Source organism: Sphingobacterium sp. B29, from assembly GCF_001952815.1.
In the GTDB taxonomy this organism is placed as follows: Bacteria; Bacteroidota; Bacteroidia; order Sphingobacteriales; family Sphingobacteriaceae; genus Sphingobacterium; species Sphingobacterium siyangense.
This window is the reverse complement of the sequence record NZ_CP019158.1, coordinates 5,015,952-5,034,343: the sequence shown is the minus strand read 5'-3', so window position 1 is coordinate 5,034,343 and position 18,392 is coordinate 5,015,952. Positions and strand designations below refer to the sequence as shown.

At 43.9% G+C, this 18,392-nt stretch carries 19 protein-coding genes; 9 read left to right on the top strand and 10 right to left on the bottom strand.

Annotated elements, in window-relative coordinates; genetic code table 11:
- Window positions 1-202 precede the first annotated feature (202 nt).
- The gene (locus BV902_RS21560) at window positions 203-1,345 is read left to right on the top strand and encodes a cysteine desulfurase family protein (protein WP_075993711.1); all 1,143 of its coding nucleotides are present in this window, start codon (window positions 203-205) and stop codon (window positions 1,343-1,345) included.
- Here BV902_RS21560 and moaCB read toward each other — a convergent pair.
- The 8 genes from moaCB to BV902_RS21515 form a co-directional block, all read right to left on the bottom strand.
- Window positions 1,342-2,250, bottom strand: coding sequence for a bifunctional molybdenum cofactor biosynthesis protein MoaC/MoaB (moaCB, locus tag BV902_RS21555; RefSeq protein ID WP_075993710.1), 909 nt, complete (start codon window positions 2,248-2,250; stop codon window positions 1,342-1,344). The two genes, BV902_RS21560 and moaCB, sit on opposite strands and share 4 nt — an antisense overlap.
- 1 nt (window position 2,251) lies before the next feature.
- Entirely contained in the window at window positions 2,252-2,692 is a 441-nt protein-coding gene (locus BV902_RS21550; protein ID WP_075993709.1) for a molybdenum cofactor biosynthesis protein MoaE, read from the bottom strand.
- Window positions 2,685-3,791, bottom strand: a complete 1,107-nt coding sequence (locus tag BV902_RS21545) for a HesA/MoeB/ThiF family protein (RefSeq protein WP_075993708.1) — start codon at window positions 3,789-3,791, stop codon at window positions 2,685-2,687. Before BV902_RS21545 ends, BV902_RS21550 begins: the two co-directional genes overlap by 8 nt.
- 3 nt (window positions 3,792-3,794) lie before the next feature.
- Window positions 3,795-4,022, bottom strand: a complete 228-nt coding sequence (locus BV902_RS21540) for a MoaD/ThiS family protein (RefSeq protein WP_172840724.1) — start codon at window positions 4,020-4,022, stop codon at window positions 3,795-3,797.
- A 133-nt stretch (window positions 4,023-4,155) separates the two neighbouring features.
- Window positions 4,156-4,941, bottom strand: coding sequence for a sulfite exporter TauE/SafE family protein (locus BV902_RS21535; protein WP_443019230.1), 786 nt, complete (start codon window positions 4,939-4,941; stop codon window positions 4,156-4,158).
- Complete coding sequence (locus BV902_RS21530; protein WP_083663721.1) at window positions 4,899-6,668, bottom strand: NTP transferase domain-containing protein; 1,770 nt, start codon at window positions 6,666-6,668, stop codon at window positions 4,899-4,901. The genes BV902_RS21535 and BV902_RS21530 overlap by 43 nt, the downstream gene beginning before the upstream one ends.
- The gene (gene moaA / locus BV902_RS21520) at window positions 6,665-7,645 is read right to left on the bottom strand and encodes a GTP 3',8-cyclase MoaA (protein ID WP_075993705.1); all 981 of its coding nucleotides are present in this window, start codon (window positions 7,643-7,645) and stop codon (window positions 6,665-6,667) included. Before moaA ends, BV902_RS21530 begins: the two co-directional genes overlap by 4 nt.
- A gap of 8 nt (window positions 7,646-7,653) precedes the next feature.
- A complete protein-coding gene (locus BV902_RS21515) occupies window positions 7,654-8,784 on the bottom strand; it encodes an XdhC family protein (RefSeq protein WP_075993704.1) in 1,131 nt (376 codons plus the stop codon).
- Window positions 8,785-9,055: 271 nt separating this feature from the next.
- Between BV902_RS21515 and BV902_RS21510 the strand changes: the two genes are divergently transcribed.
- The 5 genes from BV902_RS21510 (at window position 9,056) to BV902_RS21490 (ending at window position 15,613) form a co-directional block, all read left to right on the top strand.
- Entirely contained in the window at window positions 9,056-9,526 is a 471-nt protein-coding gene (locus BV902_RS21510) for a (2Fe-2S)-binding protein (protein WP_075993703.1), read from the top strand.
- Window positions 9,527-9,549: 23 nt separating this feature from the next.
- Window positions 9,550-11,841, top strand: coding sequence for a xanthine dehydrogenase family protein molybdopterin-binding subunit (locus BV902_RS21505; protein ID WP_075993702.1), 2,292 nt, complete (start codon window positions 9,550-9,552; stop codon window positions 11,839-11,841).
- Window positions 11,842-11,903: 62 nt separating this feature from the next.
- Window positions 11,904-12,824 (top strand): formate dehydrogenase accessory sulfurtransferase FdhD, encoded by a 921-nt coding sequence (gene fdhD / locus BV902_RS21500; protein WP_075993701.1) that lies wholly within the window; start codon window positions 11,904-11,906, stop codon window positions 12,822-12,824.
- The gene (locus BV902_RS21495; RefSeq protein WP_075993700.1) at window positions 12,821-13,171 is read left to right on the top strand and encodes a DUF7009 family protein; all 351 of its coding nucleotides are present in this window, start codon (window positions 12,821-12,823) and stop codon (window positions 13,169-13,171) included. Before fdhD ends, BV902_RS21495 begins: the two co-directional genes overlap by 4 nt.
- Before the next feature lie 42 nt (window positions 13,172-13,213).
- Window positions 13,214-15,613 (top strand): FdhF/YdeP family oxidoreductase, encoded by a 2,400-nt coding sequence (locus BV902_RS21490; protein WP_075993699.1) that lies wholly within the window; start codon window positions 13,214-13,216, stop codon window positions 15,611-15,613.
- Here the strand turns inward: BV902_RS21490 and BV902_RS21485 are convergent.
- Complete coding sequence (locus tag BV902_RS21485; RefSeq protein ID WP_075993698.1) at window positions 15,610-16,239, bottom strand: NTP transferase domain-containing protein; 630 nt, start codon at window positions 16,237-16,239, stop codon at window positions 15,610-15,612. The genes BV902_RS21490 and BV902_RS21485 overlap by 4 nt on opposite strands.
- A 24-nt stretch (window positions 16,240-16,263) precedes the next feature.
- On the opposite strand from BV902_RS21485, the gene BV902_RS28780 reads away from it, so the two are divergent.
- The 3 genes from BV902_RS28780 to BV902_RS21470 all read left to right on the top strand — a co-directional run bounded on the left by BV902_RS28780 (window position 16,264) and on the right by BV902_RS21470 (window position 17,960).
- Entirely contained in the window at window positions 16,264-16,524 is a 261-nt protein-coding gene (locus BV902_RS28780) for a DUF2314 domain-containing protein (RefSeq protein ID WP_075993697.1), read from the top strand.
- Window positions 16,525-16,686: 162 nt separating this feature from the next.
- A complete protein-coding gene (locus tag BV902_RS21475) occupies window positions 16,687-17,088 on the top strand; it encodes a hypothetical protein (RefSeq protein ID WP_075993696.1) in 402 nt (133 codons plus the stop codon).
- Window positions 17,089-17,408: 320 nt separating this feature from the next.
- Window positions 17,409-17,960 carry a putative glycolipid-binding domain-containing protein gene (locus tag BV902_RS21470; RefSeq protein ID WP_075993695.1) on the top strand — a complete coding sequence of 184 codons (552 nt, stop codon included), beginning with the start codon at window positions 17,409-17,411 and terminating at the stop codon, window positions 17,958-17,960.
- A 32-nt stretch (window positions 17,961-17,992) separates the two neighbouring features.
- Here BV902_RS21470 and BV902_RS21465 read toward each other — a convergent pair whose 3' ends face one another.
- Entirely contained in the window at window positions 17,993-18,358 is a 366-nt protein-coding gene (locus BV902_RS21465) for an SRPBCC domain-containing protein (RefSeq protein ID WP_075993694.1), read from the bottom strand.
- Between the last annotated feature and the right edge of the window lie 34 nt (window positions 18,359-18,392).

Genomic DNA, 18,392 nt, shown 5'->3' with positions numbered 1-18,392 from the left:
AATATCATAGCGTATTTTCGTACTCGCTTCCTATATTTTTTATCTGGGCCTCTATCGCAGGGGTGTGGGCACAGACAAGAGGTTTTCTGACCGTTTTGAATAAGGAAACAATTATAAAAAAGTTAACTTTAAATAATGAAAAAAATTGCATCATTACTGGCTGCTTTGTTGTTAACCACAAGCATCAATAAATATTAAATAAATGGACAGTATAAATTCAAACTTTATCTATCTTGACTATAATGCGACCACCCCGGTAGATGAGCGTGTTTTAAATGAAATGCTTCCATTTTTTAGAACGGAGTATGCCAATTCAAGTGGGGCACATCTATTTAGTTTAACCATACAGGATGCTATGGATCAGGCGAGCGAAGACATCGCTGATAGACTGGGTACGGAGGCCAAGAATATCATTTTCACTTCGGGTGCCACAGAATCAATTAACTTGGTCCTAAAAGGATTCCAGTTTTCGTCCAGGAAACATATTATCAGCATTTCCACAGAGCACCGAGCAGTTTTGGATAGCTGCGCTTTTATGGAGCGATTGGGATTTGAAGTTTCCTATCTAAAGGTAGATCCTCAAGGCATGCTCGATCTCAGATTGCTTAAGGAAAGTATTCGCGAAGATACGCTGTTAATTTGTACTATGCTGGTGAATAATGAAACGGGTATTATCTTACCGATAAAACAGATCAGTGAAATAGCGCATCAGGGCAATGCCTTTGTTCTATGTGACGCAACACAGGCGGTTGGAAAAATGGACATAAGCCTCCAGCACCTTGATGTTGATTTTATGGCTTTTTCAGCGCACAAATTTTATGGACCGAAAGGAATCGGGGGACTGTATATCGCCAGTCGGGTTAAAGAACATTTGATACCTCAAATTCATGGCGGCGGACAGCAACAGGGCTGGCGTAGCGGAACTGTCAATACAGCCGGTATCATTGGGATGGCTGCTGCTTTGCGAATTGCACTTAAAGATTTAACGATAGATCAATCCCGTGTAGAACAGCTCCGAGATGATCTTGAAAGCGAACTTCTTACTATACCAGATACATTTATAAATGGGAGTAAAACGCATAGACTTTTCAATACGACGAATATCCGTTTTACAGGTGTGCTGTCAGAGCAGCTGATTACCCGATTAGGAACAATTTCGGTATCGAGCGGCTCGGCCTGTTCTGCAGTGACCTCAAGGCCTTCACATGTGCTCAAGGCTATGGGGTTATCAGATTTGGATGCCTTATCGTCCATTCGATTTAGTCTGGGCCGATTTACGCGTGAAGTGGAAATCAGCCAGACCATTATGCGGATCAAACAGCTTGTCGAAAAGCTGAGGACTTAATGTCCAAGGTTTTCCCTCACTTGAAAGACATGCAGCACCTGTGGAAATAATGCGCCTATACTTTCGCGTACACCATTCGGTGATCCGGGCAGGGTAAGTACCAACATGCGATCGGCAAATCCTGAAATACCTCGTGATAACATGGCTGTTTTAACACGCTGCTGCCCGTATTGTCTTGCCGTTTCCATAATTCCGGGAATATCTTTGGTAATATATGGTGCCACAGCATCTGGCGTAATATCTCTGTCCGAGAGTCCTGTGCCTCCCGTAAATACCAGAAGATCTATACCAGCTTGCCCATAGTGTTCCACACGTTCTTGTACTGCACTCGTTTCGTCAGCAATTACCGCATAGGCAATATCGTGCAAGCCTTGCTTTTCCAAAAGATCGCACAGAAGCCTGCCTGAGATATCTTCTTTTTCTCCTCGGGTTACCGAATCGCTACAAACCACGACTGCAGCTTTAAGCGCTGCGACCCAAGGCAACGATTCATTGCTCTTACCGCCTTTTTTCTCAAGTAATCGGATTCCACCTATCTCCACCTGTTTGTCTATGGGCTTAAGCATATCATAAATAACGAGCGCTGCAACAGAGGCGCCGTGCATAGCTTCAACCTCCACACCAGTTTTATAGATCGTATGTACTTCAACTTCAATATGAATTTGTAAGCCCGCTACGGTATATCGGATCGCAGCATATTCAACTGGTAAAGGATGACAATCAGGGATCATATCACCAGTTTTCTTGATCGCGAGTAATGCAGAGGCACGTGCAAATTCAAATATGTCGCCTTTCGGAACCTGTCGCTGTTCAATAAGCCTGACGGTATTCTCAGAAGAGACAAGTACCGTGGCCATTGCTATTGCCTTCCTCAGCGTCGCACTTTTATGTGTAATATCAACCATATTATCTATTAATTTTCCATTGATGCGTATCGTCTTCAAATAATTCTTTACCCCAAATGGGCATTTCTTTTTTTATGCGTTCAACAAGTTCGTCACAAGCATCCATCGCTGCACGCCTGTGTGCTGACGACGTGAATACAAAGAAGCAAATTTCGCCAACCTGTACTTCGCCTTCGCTATGATAAACATGCATACAGGCTAATGGATACTTATCAAGCACTGCTTCGCGTATCTCCGCCATTTTAAGTAAGGCCAGTTCCCGGTTTGTCGTATAATCAATAGATTTTACGGCCTTTCCATCGATCTGATCAGCCCTGATCTGTCCCAGGAAGATGCTATGTGCACCAATTTCAGGTTTATTATAGTGCTTTGAGATAGCTTCCGCAACCAAAGTGGCCGGAATTGGTCCTTGAAAAAATATGTCGTTTTTTTGTTTACTCATTTATATAGTTTTTTAAGGCGACCATGCCGCCGTCCAGATGGAATATTTGTTGTCCGGCATCTGTCTGTTCGTAAAAGTACTGGGCAGCCAATAGGCTCCGTTTTCCGCTCTGACAGATAAAAACAACGCGTGTATTATCGATATTTTTGATTTGTGCAGGTAATGTTGAAAGCGGAATGGATAGATGTGGCTGGGACAGACGCGGAAGTTCATTTGGATCGCGTACATCGACAAGCACAACATCCTCTGCGGACCACATTTCAACAAACTCTTGTGCATCTATGGCCTGTATAAATTGGCTCTCCGAAGCACAGTATTGCTCATAGTTAAACGTACTCAACTCAGCTAAAGTTTGTGGATAAATGGTTTCTGCGGATGCCGTAAAGGGGATTTCAAAGATATAACTGCTATTATCAAGCATATTGACCGTCATTAATTTATTGATCAAGGCGGTACCGATGCCGGTTAATAGCTTGATGGCTTCTGTTGCTTGTAATATTCCGATCATACCGGGCAATACACCCAATACCCCCGCTACATTGCAGTCGGGAGCTTCCAAGGTTGTTGGGGCTGCAGGGAATAAATGCCGATAATTTGTCTTTATGCCTTCTTTGTCGGCCATATTGAATACAGCTACCTGTCCCTCATATTGATAGATTGCAGCAAAAATCAACGGTTTATCCAATAAACGGCAAGCATCGCAAAGTAGATATCGTGCAGCAAAATTATCTGTACAATCCATGATCAGGTCGTACGAACTGATCAGGTCGGCGACATTATTCGAATGCAGTTGTTCCGCCCAATAGCGGATCTCAATTTCAGGATTCTGCAGCCTGAGCTTACCCGCTGCTACCTCAGCTTTAGCTCGGCCGATGTCGTTGGTATCATACAGAACCTGGCGGTGCAGGTTGCTCACCCCCACATGATCATGGTCTATGATACCGAGTGTTCCGACCCCTGCTGCTGCCAGATATTGGAGCACAGGGCAGCCAAGACCGCCAGCGCCAACGACCAGTACGCGGGCAGTTTGCAGCTTTTGTTGGCCTAATTCACCAAAACCCGGGAGGACATAATGTCTCGAATACCGTTCATTCCGCATTGCTTATCCTCCTGAATAGGGTGGCATTAAGGCAACTATATCATTTTCCTGAAATGTTACCGGTGTCTTAATAATAGTATTGTTTACGGCTATCAATAAGCTGCGCTGTGCCAATTCGGCATGGTCGCGCGATAATGTTGCCAATAACTCTGTTGTATCGTTAGCTGTTATATAAAATTCCTTTGCCAATATATCGGTCAAGGAGCCAAAGGTCTTTACGTGAACTTTCATTTTTTTATTCATTTTTTGTCAAAGTTTCGCCTCTTTTATCCTACTTTGTTCATCTCACAATTGAAAGACTTGTTCGCTTTCTTTATGTTATCCGATTTGGATAAATAGATCAGTCCTATTTTTTTAAAATTTATTAAGCTGATGTAAACAATAATTTATAGGCTGCAACCAAAAGAACTGTAGCGAGTACATACTTCAGCGCATCCTGTTTTAATTTTTTTGATCCAAGATAGGCTCCGAGTAGACCTCCAAGGAAAGCTACCACAACGTATCCCCACATATGGGCATTGAACGAAATACCTTTTGTGAGCATACCACCAAGTCCCGACAATGAATTTACAAAAATAAATGTAGCACTGATAGCCGCAGTTTGTTTTTGATCGGTCCATTTAAGCAGGATCAGAAAAGGGGAGAGGATAATTCCGCCGCCAATACCGATCATGCCTGAAAGTAGTCCCACAATGCCACCAATTACCAGTGCACCAAAACTGTTGTACGGTTTGAGCTCATCTTCGGCAGGGCTCTTAAAAAAGAAAAATCGAAAAATAGGAAAAAGCAGCAGTAGCCCCAGCAACCTCTTGTACAAATGATCTTCCAAGGTGATCATGCCGCCTATAAAAGCCATGGGAACAGAGGCAATGGCGACCATCAAAAACAGATTTCGTTTGAAATAATGCCCCCTATAATACTGTATAAAGGATGTTAAAGAGACAAAGAGGTTAAGCACCAATGCTGTAGGTTTCATTTCCTGTGGCGCAATTCCATAGAGTGCCATCAATGCCAGATAGCCACTTGCACCACCGTGCCCAACCGATGCGTAAAGAAAAGCCAGCATAAAAAGAAAAAAAATAAAAAAGCTCCAATTGCATGGCTCAATTAGGTTAAAAGATGGATAAAAACTTCGTCGCCAGCGGCACAACCTTTGCTATCCTCTTCGAGAATCAGCAGGCAATTGGCTTGGGCGTACGATTGGAGGCGATAAGATTCTTGCGCGTGTAATGGTTCGACAGCATGTCCATCGTATCGTGCCTTAAGGAAATGAGTTAAACCGGGCTTTTTACTATAAGCATGTGTTGTATGGGTTTTGATGGAACGTGTACGTTGCGGAAGCTGCATCATATGCTCCAATGCGGGGGCCACATAGAGGTAAAAACAGGTTAGGGCAGAGGAAGGATTGCCCGGTAGCCCAAACACCAACTTTTCATTTCTTGTGCCAAAAAAGAGTGGTTTTCCCGGTTTTTGACGAATACGATGAAAACGCTGTTTAATACCGCTGGCCTTAGCCGCATCCACGACATAGTCATAGTCGCCCACGCTGACTCCACCAACTAAAAGAACCATATCCGCTTCATTCAATGCATGCTCTAAAGCTGCCTGGAGCTGGCTTCTGTCGTCCGGCACATGCCGACTTTCAACTTGTAGTATGCCTTGCTGCCGTAATGCAGCTTTTAGCTGATAGGAGTTAGACTCATAAACTTCTCCATATCCAAGTGTCGTACCGATAGGTTTCAGTTCGTCTCCGGTGAGAATAAGCTGTATCCGTGGGGGCGCAGTAACAAGAACATCCCTGCATCCGATGCCTGCGAGATAGCCAATAGCAGCCGGAGTCAATGATGTTCCTGGGAGCATGGCGATGCTGTCGGCCTGCACCTCTGACCCTTTGGGACGTACATTGTCCCCCAATTGTAGGGCTTCATCGCGAATCTGGATTGTATTTGTATCGCTCAAATCTACTTTTTCCTGCATCACTACCGTATCTGCGCCTCGAGGCAGAGGAGCTCCAGTATAAATGCGCATCGCCTGTCCTGCTGTCAATATTTTTTCGACTGTGGTGCCTGCAGGAATTTTGTCCACGACAGAAAGTTCCCGCTCTTTGTCGCTATACCGAATAGCATAACCATCCATGGATGACTGCGGAAAAGCAGGAATTGACTGCTTTGCAACAACGGTTTGGGCCAAGGTATAGCCCATGGCTTCCTCGAGGGGGAACCGTAGCTGTTTTGGCTCAGGCAGATGATGATGGATAATATCTTTGGCCTGCTGAACACTGATAAACTGATGGGGGAGATTGAAATAATCGTCTAGCGTATCGATATCATACTTTGCGTCCTCATAAGAAAATACGACACGATCGTCGGGAAATTGCTCGGCTACTTTTTTAGCCCCCTGTTGTCCCTCCAGACACATCAGATGCTCAAAATATTTTCTGTCAAAAAGTACCGGAGCGCCCCATATGCCTGAAAAACCGGTTGCTACAATACCTTTATCAGTACTATCGGCCAATTGGATAAGCTGCTGAAAGACATGTCGGTCAACGAAAGGCTGATCGCATAGACTGATTATACAACGATCCAGATTGGGATGATGTTTTAATAACTCCCTTAAGCCTACACCAATAGAGGTAGACATCCCGGTTGTCCAATGTGGATTGATTACCACAGCGGCATTACTGTCCTTCAGCGCTGTGTTGATAGGGTCGGGATAAGCACCTATCACAACGGATACCTTGGCATTGGGTATCGCCAGCGCTTCCCTACTGATACGTCGCAATAAAGTCTCACCTTCAAATTCGAGCAGCTGCTTCGGGAGGCCGAGCCGCGAAGAATTTCCGGCCGCTAATATGACTATACCAGTTTGTTTTATCATCCGCCAATCGTTATCATACTCCGATTCTTGAGAAAATCGGTGTCTATTTGTTCAAAATCTGTTGTTAATTGTCCCCCTAATTCCTTTGCTTTGGTGCTAATGGTAGCTTTTATCAATGGAAGTACTTCATTGCCGGTCCTTAATGCTGTCAACAGATCAGTTTCACTCGTAGAGAATAGGCAATTTTTGAGTTTTCCATCTGCTGTAAGCCGTATCCGGTTACATCCTGCGCAAAAAGGGGCCGTCATTGTACTTATAATAGCAATACGCCCAACGTGTCCGGCAATCGAAAATGCTTTAGCGGTATCGTGTGGACCTGCAGTGATCGGTTCTATGGGATAGCTCCGCTGAATAGTCGCTAGAATATCGGCCTGTGTGTACACCTGGTTGCTGCTCCACTTGTTCCCACTGAATGGCATAAATTCGATAAAACGGATTTCTATCGGCTTCCTCGCTGTCCATGCAACAAAATCTAAAATCTCATCGTCATTGATGCCTTTCATTACCACCATATTGATCTTGGTATGAATTCCATGTTTAAGCAAAAGGTCTATATTGGCACGTACACGGTCAAAATAATCCCTTCGTGTGATCTGAAAAAACCTTCCGGGTTGCAAGGTGTCCAGGCTGATGTTGATGCTTTTGAATTTTGCGTTCACAAGCTGAGGCAACATGTCGTTGATACGGATTCCGTTGGTGGTCATATGAAGTTCAACCGGAAGTTTGGACAAACGTGCTATAATGTCGGCTGCATCCTTGCGAACCAAGGGTTCACCTCCTGTAAGGCGGATTTTGCTGATTCCTTGATCGACAAACAATCCAGCCAATTGCTCAATTTCGTCCACCTGCATCAATTTATCATTCGGGGTAAAGCTATACTTTTCCTCCGGCATGCAATAGAAACAACGGAGGTTGCAATTATCGGTAAGCGATATGCGCAGGTAGTTGTGTATCCGTCCAAATGTATCCGTCAGCATGATGTCTTCTAAATTATTGTGGGGTATTCAGTATGTATTTTCGTTTTGAGGAACTTTAATGAAGTTGCCGGCCTATTATTCAACACAGCCTTGATCTCTGCAACGATTGCTATAGCGATCTCTTCGGAAGTTTCGGCACCGATATCGAGTCCTACCGGGCCGTAAATAATGTTTCGTTGACTTTCGGTAGCGGTCACACCAGCCTCTTGCATATCGTCGAACATGCGTAGTAATTTGGTCTTTGGACCCAAAGAGCCAATATAACGTGTCGATGTGTGCATCAAGTTTTTAAGGAGTGTGAGATCGTAAGCATAGTTATGTGTCATTAACACAAAAACAGTCCATGGATCTATGCTTAATTTAGCTGTGATCTCAACTGCTGGTGCGGCAATAAGCTGATGAGCTCTTGGAAAGCGTGCCGTATTGACATGGCTGGCACGTCCGTCAACCACCGTAATTTCCCAGCCGAGCAGATGCGCGATCTCTACGACAGGTTGCGCATCATTACCGGCACCGACAATAACCAAGTGCACCGTAGGAACGAGGTACTCAATGAGTACTTCACTGCTTTGACCATTCTCCTGAAAGGAAGTGAGAACCGATTTTCGTGCTCTTTTGGCAAATTGGATATGCTCGTTCAGTGGTGAATAGTGAGCATTTAGGGCAAAAGCCTGCTCCTTCAGATCTTTAATAAGTAAGCGGGTTCCTTTTTGTTCTCCTTTTCTGTCCGTAGAAAAGAACGTAATCAACAAGCCTTCTTCACGCTGTTGAAGCAAGCGTTGCAGCAACGCGATGGGATGATCCTTTCGTTGTAGGTCTATATATTCAAAAAGGATATGAACTATACCGTTGCATCCCAGTTGTAACCCGATTGACGAACCTTCCTCTGTATTCGTATCGTAACTGACGAGTCGATTTTTCTGTTGATGGATAGCTAAGAGGGCTTTTTTTAGGGCATCTCCTTCAAGGCATCCGCCGCTGATGGCTCCCGTCATTTGCCCGTCTTCTGTTACAAGCATGCGGGCCCCGGGTCTTCGATAGGAGGAACCCTCAACCTTAACCACAGTGGCAAGCACCATCCTTATATTTTCGGAAGCAGCTACATCGGCAGCTAAAACAATGTCTTTAATCTCTTTCATGCAACTACGGGCAAGACAGTGGAACGCGGATATAATGATTAAATTAACAGCAATATGATACAATGCCGTTTATCAAATTTAATGAATTACACGTTAAAAAACACCAAAACTGTAATAATGGTAAAAACATCTGTAAAATGTATAATTATTTGATTAATTTAATTAACGATTTTGTACCACAGAATAAACTGAATGCTAGCGTATAGTAAGAAAACTTATCCCATTTTAACCGATAATATATCGCTTACATAAACAAGAAAAAACAACGATTATGGCAAAATATTCAATTTTAGTAAATGGCAAAAAGCACGAAGTTGATGTGCTTGAGGATATGCCCTTGCTTTGGGTACTCCGTGATATCATAGGTCTTAAAGGGACCAAGTTTGGTTGTGGAAAAGCGCTATGTGGTGCCTGTACCGTACATCTCAACGATACTGCAATCCGATCCTGTTCATTTCCGGTCTCTGCGATCGGTGAGGGTAAAATTACAACAATCGAAGGGCTTTCAGAGGAAGGTGATCACCCTGTTCAGGAGGCCTGGGAAAAATATGTCGTACCCCAATGCGGCTATTGCCAAACCGGACAGATCATGAATGCGGCAGCTCTTTTGAAGAAAAATGCGAAACCTTCAGTAGCCGAGATCGAGCAAGCAATGCAGGGCAATCTCTGTCGCTGCGGTACATATAATAGAATCAAAGCAGCCATTTTAGAAGCAGCCGGTACACCCGTTACAAACGGCTAGGTATTATCAAAAATATAAACAAGATGAAAATATTAGCTCCTTTTCAAAAAAGAAAAACCGATCGGGTCAATTCGGAGATTTTTACTGTTTCTAGACGCGACTTTTTAAAAGCCAGCGGCTTGCTTACTGGTGGCTTGGTTCTGGGTGTAAGCTTCTTTAGCTGTGATGACAAGGGTAAAAAAGTGGCTACTGTGGCTCCAAATGTATATTTAACAATTGGTTCAGATGGCAAAGTGACCATTGTCGCACATCGTTCAGAGATGGGACAAGGTATCCGCACGTCTCTTCCCCTTATTATTGCTGACGAATTGGGGGCCGACTGGACGAAGGTGGAAATCATCCAGGCTGAAGGGGATGAAAAAAAATATGGTAACCAAAACACAGACGGTTCCTTTTCAGTAAGGATGTTTTATAAACCCATGCGGGAAGCCGGTGCTATAGCGCGGTTACTCCTTGTTCGTGCTGCAGCCAAAGAATGGAACGTTGACGTAGACCAATTGGATACCAAAAATGGACAGGTTATCCAACGGGAATCCAGCAAGAAAAAGGATTTTGGCGATCTGGTAGAAACTGCAAAAACCCTCCCTATTCCGAAAGCCAGCGAAGTGAAACTGAAAGACAGACAGCAGTTCAATATGATCGGCAAAGAAACCCCGATCATTGATCTGCACAATATTGTCACCGGAAAAGCCGTGTTTGGAATTGATGCCGTTGTCGAAGGGATGAAAATTGCGGTCATTAAACGGTGCCCGGTCGTGGGCGGCAAAGTAAAAGCCGTAAACGACAGTAAAGCCCTGGCTGTGCCGGGTGTTCTCAAGGTGATTACGATCAAGGGTGCCGGACTGCCAGCCACCTTATCCAAACCATTGGCTGGGGTGGCTGTCATCGCCGAAAATACCTGGGCCGCCATAAAAGCCAGGGACTTGTTGGAGGTTGAATGGGAGATGGGACCCAATGCCGGCTACGATTCAGCCAAGCAGATCGAAGAACTTAAGCAGGTGGTGGCACAGGAGGGAACACTCCGTCGTAAACGTGGCGATTTCAACGCCGCAAAAGCGAATGCAAAAAAAGTTATTGAACACACGTATATTGCTCCTTACCTGGCGCATGCCACCATTGAGCCGCCCTGTGCTTTGGCTGTCGTGAAAAACGGAAGCTGCGAAGTGTGGGCCTGTACACAGAATCCGCAGGGCGCACGTGATGCAGTAGCCACCGAACTGGGTATGGCAGTGGACAAGGTAAAAATGAACGTAACCCTCCTGGGGGGCGGATTTGGCAGAAAGTCAAAACCTGACTTTATCCTGGAGGCAGCAATATTGGCCAAAGAATCTGGTCTGCCGATCAAGGTTCAGTGGACACGTGAGGATGATATTCGTCATGATTACTACCACGCCATGAGTGTACAGCGTATTGTCGCCACCATCGACAGCCAAAATAAATTGAGTGGCTGGGCCCATCATATTGCTAATCCGTCTATCTCTGCGACAGAGGATTTATCAGTGGTACAGCCCAGCGACGGCGAGTTAATGTTGGGAGCTTCAGATTTCCCTTACAATGTTCCAGCAATAAATATTGCTACGCATGATGCTAAAGCCCATCTGCGGATTGGCTGGTTGAGGTCTGTACGTAATATTCCACAGGTTTTTGCCGCTGCGACAATGCTCGATGAAATTGCTGAAGCAAGAGGAATGGATGCCGTTTCGAATGCCCTGGAGCTACTAGGTGAAGACCGCCACATTACCTTTGAGCAGGAACTGATCAAGACAAGCTATCCCAATTATGGCGAAAAGATCGAAGATTACCCTTGGGATACAGCACGCATGAAAAAGGTGATCGAGCGCGTAGCCAAGCTTTCCGGATGGGGTAAATCCATGCCAGCAGGTACTGCCCTGGGCTTTGCGGCACATAAAAGCTTTTTAACGTACGTTGCCTGCGTGGTAGAGGTCAATGTGGATCAGAACAAGAAAATCAGTATTCCCAATGTCTACTATGTGGTGGACTGCGGACTAGCCGTCAATGTAGACCGTATCAAATCACAATTTGAAGGTGGCGCACAATTTTCCGCAAGTCTGGCACTCAAAAGTACGATCACGGTAAAAGATGGTCAGGTAGAGCAGGGTAATTTTGACGGGTATCAGATCATTCGGATGCCGGATTCCCCCAAACAGATCCATGTGGATATTATCGATAGCGACGCAAAACCGACCGGAGTTGGAGAGCCCCCTGTACCGCCATTTACACCGGCACTCTGTAATGCGATTTATGCGGCAACAGGAAAGCGGATCTATACCTTGCCAATTGATCTAAGTATTTAAGCACAATGAATTAAAATAAGCACCATAAATTTAGTATATTTAATCTATGTGAACTGGCAACCATGGAATCCAACGCACTGCTCAATACGACTTTAAAACAGATTGACCTTGTCAAAGTGACGGGTCGTATCCCAGCGCATGTCGTGGATAGCATATCGATCGAAGAACCGCTGGAAATCAGAATATGTACGTCAGTTGACGGAAAGGCCGACTATAAAAATATTTCAGTCACGATGCGGACACCCGGCCATGATGCCGAACTTGCTACAGGATTTTTATTTACCGAAGGCCTTATTTCTGCGATCAGCCAGGTAGCAGCTGTGGATCGTTCGGAAGCACCCTGCACAAGAAATAACGACAATATTGTTATTGTGAGACTGAACGACGGATTTGCCCCCACAACAAGCGCCTTAGATCGAAATTTTTACACCACGTCAAGTTGCGGTGTTTGTGGAAAAGGCTCCATCGCAGCAATCAAAACGGTTAGTATTTTCAAGGATCTGGCGCCTATATCCTGTGCAATTGCATTAGATATACTCTATCGCTTGCCGGATCTCCTCCGTGTCGCACAGGGGAATTTCTCAGCCACCGGCGGTATACATGCTGCTGGTCTGTTCAATTTACAGGGGCAGCTCATCGCTTTACGGGAAGATGTAGGACGGCATAATGCACTTGATAAACTTGTGGGGCACGCATTGTCCGCCAATTTGTTGCCGTTGCAAAAACATATCCTGGTTTTGAGTGGCCGGGCGAGTTTTGAATTGGTACAAAAGGCAGCCATGGCCGGGATACAGATTATTGCAGCAATAGGTGCGCCATCAAGTCTAGCGGTTGAATTGGCCAAGGAATTCGGTATCACTTTATTTGGTTTTTTACGCGAACATAGATGTAATATCTATAACCTGGCAGACCATGTTAAAATAGACGGATTAGCGGGGATGCTCGACTACCCGACAGCATTAGATCAAAAAATAGAAAGATGAAAATAAGGATTAAAGATAATTCCGTTAGACTGCGATTGACGATGTCCGAAATTGATAAATTGGGCAATACAGGCGAAGTAGCCTCCCGAACCGAATTTATCAACCAGCCCTTTGTATACCGCATCCTGCAAACGGATACTGAAGAACTCATTGCTTCTTTTGTTGAAAATGAAATTGTGATTGGACTATCTGCCAATATGGTAAAGGAATTGGTGGCGACAGAGCGGATAGGTTTCGACGGGCAGTCGGGACCAGTTAAAATTCTCGTGGAAAAGGATTTTGCCTGCATCGACAATACCCTGGAGGATCAGAGCGACAACTTTCCGAATCCCAATCTTAAATGCTAAGCACATAGAAAAATAGTGTGAACTGTCCCAAAATCTTATGTTATGGAAGAGAACAATAAGCAAAAATTGGAGCAATCAATCAAGAAGGAGCCACAGGCAGAAAATCCTTATAAGCTCTTGGATCTGAAATTGACACCCGTAGAAAAATCAGCGGCTGGAATTCCGGCTGTATTGGCGGCATTTGCCGATCTTATAGAAGAGAAAACGCTTATCCGGGGTACCAAGGCGCTGTTCAAAATGAATCAGGTAGGCGGCTTCGACTGCCCGAGTTGCGCTTGGCCTGATCCAGACGATGAGCGTTCGCCAGTCGGTGAGTACTGTGAAAATGGCGCAAAAGCACTGGCAGAAGAAGCTACAACAAAAAGAGTCACCCCAGAGTTTTTTAAGAACAATTCAGTGTACGATCTCTCACAGCTCAGCGACTATGAGATCGGTAAGATGGGGCGGCTGACAGATCCGATGTATCTGCGCCCGGGAGGAACACATTATGAACCGATCAGCTGGGAAGGTGCTTTTCAAAAAATCGCCGAACAGCTCAATGCCTTGGAATCGCCGCATCAGGCCGCCTTTTATACTTCAGGCCGTACGTCTAATGAGGCTTCATTTGTCTACCAATTATTTGCCAAAGAATTTGGTACCAACAATATGCCGGATTGCTCTAACATGTGCCACGAAACCTCCGGTTCGGCACTTCGCCCCACCATTGGAATCGGTAAAGGCACAGTCAAACTGGACGATTTTTATGAAAGCGAGCTTATCGTTATCATCGGTCACAATCCAGGGACAAATGCACCTCGTATGATGAGTGCGCTGGAAAAGGCAAAAAAGAATGGAGCCAAAATCATTGCTATCAACCCGCTGCCCGAAGCTGGATTAATGGGGTTTCATAATCCGCAGCAGGTCAATGGGATCATCGGCAAAGGGGTGAGTTTGGCCGACCTTTATCTTCCCGTGAAGATCAATGGCGATATGGCACTCTTAAAAGCACTGGAACTTATTTTACTGGACCTCGAAGCTAAAAATCCGGGCCTGGTTATTCATTCCGATTTTATTAACAGCAAGACAACGGGCTACTCGGACTTTTTGGCGCAATTCAGTAAAGCGGACTATAATCTGGAGCATCTGAGCCAGCTAAGTGGCATTGCAATTCCCGATATGCAAAAAGCGGCTGAACTGCTCGCTTACAGAAATAAAATTATCTTTTGCTGGGGCATGGGCCTCACCCAGCAGCCCAACGGTGTTGATATGATTCGCGAGATCCTCAATATCTTGTTGATGAAAGGAAGTATCGGTATTAAAGGGGGCGGTGTCTGTCCCGTTCGGGGGCACAGTAATGTACAAGGAAACCGTACTATGCTTATCGATGAAAAACCTACCGACGAGCAGTTAGATAGGCTGCAGCAGTATTTTGGCTTTAATCCACCCCGTGAACATGGTTATGATGTGGTGCGTGCAATTAAAGCGATGCACGCCGAAAAAATCAAATTCCTGTTTTGCATGGGCGGGAATTTTTTGTCCGCCACACCCGACACAACATTTACGGCAAATGCACTGCGGAAGCTGAATTTATTGGTCGCTGTTTCCACCAAATTAAACCGTGGCCATCTGATCCATGGCAAGGAGGCGCTTATCCTACCGACTTATGGACGCAGCGACAAGGATATTGTGAACGGTGAAGTTCAGATCATCAGCACGGAAAACTCCATGGGTGTGGTTCAATCTTCGAAAGGGGTATTGGATGCTGTTTCCAAAAATCTGGTCAACGAAACACAGATCGTTTGCCGGATGGCAATGGCAACTTTAGGAGATCGGTCGGTAGTCGACTGGAAACGTTACCATGACAGCTACGACGCGGTACGTGATGCAATTGAGCAATGTATTCCCGGTTTTGAGAATTACAATGTGAGGGTACGTCAGCGCGATGGATTCTATCTGCCGAATGGCGCCCGTGATGCACAATCTTTTTCGCATGAACTCGGAGGGCGAGCACCATTCACATTAACGGATATCCCCGAAAACCATCTGGATGACGATGAGTATATGATGGCAACAACGCGAACCCATGATCAGTTCAATACCACAATCTATGGGCTGGACGACCGCTATCGGGGTATAAAAAATGAGCGACGTGTGGTATTTATGAATCAGAAAGATATTGATAAAGCTGGTTTTAAGGCTGGAGAAAAAGTTGATCTGTATAATTACGATGATGGTATAGAACGCGTAGCTCCCTTATTTTTGATCGTTTCCTACGCTATTCCTGAAAAAAATACGGTAACCTATTTCCCCGAGACGAATGTTTTGGTTTCGGTCAACAATGTCGTAAAAGAAAGTAATATGCCAGCTTCCAAATATGTGAAGATTAAAATAAAACGACATGACCCTGAGGTATACAAGAAAGTGGATGAAATGCTCTACCGTGGCGCACTTCAACGACCTTAATCTTTATTGTTGATCATGGCTTTTACACTGTCGGCCTCGGCAGGGGTATTGACATTGACAAGGGTATTGACATCCGGGGCTTCAATACATAGGGCCCGATGTTGTATCAATGCCCGGCGTGGTGAAAGTTTATGTTGAGTCTGCATCTGCTGGAATATGGGCAAACTACTGGGTTCCCAGATCGCCAACAATGGCTCGGGCAAGCTGTCCCGTTGGCTTTTAAATGCGGTGGCGATCCTTCGAGGGTCGCGATGTTGTATTAAATAGGCGATCGCCTCGGGGTCGACCAGAGGTAAATCACAGGCCACAACCAACCAGGCTCGATCGGGCCGAAATTCAAAAGCAGTCAGCATTCCACCCATAGGACCAATGTCTGTATAACGATCGGAAAGCCATGCGTAGGTTGAAGTCATCTCATTGCCGTCCGCTATTTCATCAAACTGTTCTACACGACAGGAAATGTATACCTCAACGCAATAATTCCCTAACATATCGGCCAAATAATAGACCTGTTCTTTACCATGCCAACGCATCTTTTCTTTCGCTCTTCCCATGCGTTGGCTTTTGCCGCCGATAAGTACCAGGCCGTTTAATGGAGGTAAGCGATTATTATTCGGAACTATCATGTTGTATTCAATGGATCAGTTGTATTGAAGTTACGTATTTCAACGCAAATTGGAAACATTCCCATCAACTATCTCAGGCTGTTTTCAACGCTAGTCAATCCCGACTTTACCGGCGTTGTCTCTAACAGTCCGGTGTCTACGAAAGAGGTCGCCCTTGGCGATACCGTAGTGATTGATAACCAAAAAATATCAGATTGGATGTACTTAGAGAAGGGAGTATTACGAGGAGGTTATACGATCCGTGCCATCTACTATTCTTTATCACTAAAAACAATGACCAATTGAAATTATAGACCTGTTTTTGATGATGGGATATGTAATGATTAGGATCAAGTTTTCTTGTAAAATGTATTGACATGGACGGGATCAAGATTTTAAGTACTACTGTAGCAGATTATCAAACTCACTCGTATTGTTGATATATCAATAATAAATAACCAAGAAGTTATGAAAAGAAATTACAGAATCCTACTTCCAGCCATCATTATTGTCTTTCTTAGCTCTTGCAAAAAAGATGAAAAGATAGCCATTGATAACCTTATCGGTAAATGGACCGTGGCAAATGATGATCCTAAAATGGCCGTAGATGGTTCCGTTACATACAAATTCAACTCAGATATGACCTGTATTAAGAATATCTACGATGCGCTTTCAAATCGAGATACTACAATTTACAGAACCTATGTATTAAGTAATGATAAGACTTTGGTTACGCTCTTCGATGAACGCAAGGTATATACAGAACAGTATCTGATAAAAAAATTGAATACGAAGGAAATGAAATGGGAGAACGCTTCCCCAAATGACGGTAACGAGAATAAGAGGTTAGTTCGATCTAACGATCAATAGATTTCATTAACTTTTCAGATGAATGCGGGGCAGGAGTCAAGAAGATAATGGCAAATATTGGCATCGGATCTTCAGTCGCAATCATGACAATACGAACGGATATACAATTAAATAAAAGTAAATTTTACCTTAAAGGCCGGTATTTATATAACATTCACCTTTTATTTAGATTTGAGAAATAACTGGTACAATAACTGCTTAATTACATAAATGACTTTTAGAACCGTTTCGGAATGGTATTGGGAAAGGGAATCCATCTCAAAAAATCATTCAAAGAAATGTTCAGAAATAAGACCGCAAACTGTAATTCATAGATCGAAATGAGAAAGATTATCTGGAGAGGCTTGGTTTATAAATCCTGGGAAGATTGCACGATAGAACTGAAAAATGATGCCTATTATGTAAAATCGTCTATCATTGGCAACTATTTAAACCGTATTTATAATGTAGATTATGTTTTAAAAATAGACAGAAATTGGTGCATACAGGAATTTGAAATAAAAACAGAAATTGAAGGGCACAAAAATTTAATTACCGGTACAAACGCTGCAGGTTTATGGTCGATTAATGGAATTCCTAGACCGGAGTTCAATGAATTTCTCTTTATCGATATTTCGGTTACACCTTTTACAAATACATTGCCAATCAATAATCTGTCACTGGATATAGGGCAATCAAAGTCTATTGATGTCATATACATCAACATTCTTGAAAATGAAATAAAGCCAGTCAAACAGCTTTATAGCAGAAAGAAGAAGGATGAATATCTGTATGACAATCTTGATACCGTATTTTCCTCGTCGATCAAAGTCGATCAGAAAGGCATTGTAAAGAGCTATCCAGGTCTATTTGAGTTAGTTTTGGAAGATTAGGGAAGATAAAACAACCCCTATTCATATGGGATTTAAGAATCAAGCAATAGCTTCAGATCTTCAATCACTTTTGACCAATATGCTCTCGTCACTTCACGCTGGCTTTCATTTTTTAATTTATCAACATGAAATGAAATTGTTGTTTTATCTTGATTTTTCGAAGGAATAAATCTGATCTGTAAATTGGCGTCTTCTGTGAAATCTTTGTGCCTCCACTTTGTTCGGATATGGGAATATTTATTAAAAGTTGAAAAACCCTGGTCTACACCTTCAGACCAATAACTTAATCCCCTGTCTGAAAAAAAGACATTCCACAATGTTTCCAGGTTTGCTGGCATAGTTTTTCTGATTCCGAACTGCCAGCCTGCATCTTTTGTTAATCCTACATTATTTTTCATGTAATTGTGTTTCTTGTTAAAGGTGATTTCGTAT